1 pseudogene is annotated in these 359 nt (G+C 63.5%); it reads left to right on the top strand.

The features are described 5' to 3' along the window. Positions 1-267 (top strand): annotated as a pseudogene (locus tag AC1D1Y_RS26960) (FABP family protein); the annotation flags it as partial. Positions 268-359 lie beyond the last annotated feature (92 nt).

Below are 359 nucleotides of genomic sequence, written 5' to 3'. Positions count from 1 at the left end.
GGCCAGGCCGCGGCAAACGCTACCGAGTTTGAATTGGTGGCCACACAGGGGCTGGAGACGTTTGGTATCTGTTCGGCGCCGTTTTTGCAGCACGCTTTCAAGACCACGGAGTTCCGCATCAAGGTGAGCATCCATGCAGATGGCACCTGGAGCTACGACGAAGACACGGTGCTGCAGATCCTGGGCCGCGACGAGCCCTTCCACCACACTGACCGCAACACCCTGCACAAGGTGGCGGAGCCGATGCCCAACCCGCTGGTGCGATAGCGCGCGGGAGCCTTAGGGCGCCAGCACGCGAATCTGCAGCAGGCGGCGCACGTCGTTGCTACCCTCGCTGCTATAGCTGCCCTGCTTGGGCG

It is taken from the genome of Polaromonas sp. P1_G1, from assembly GCF_056405595.1.
Note: the sequence above shows the minus strand (reverse complement) of the source record. Positions and strands in the feature narration are given on the sequence as shown.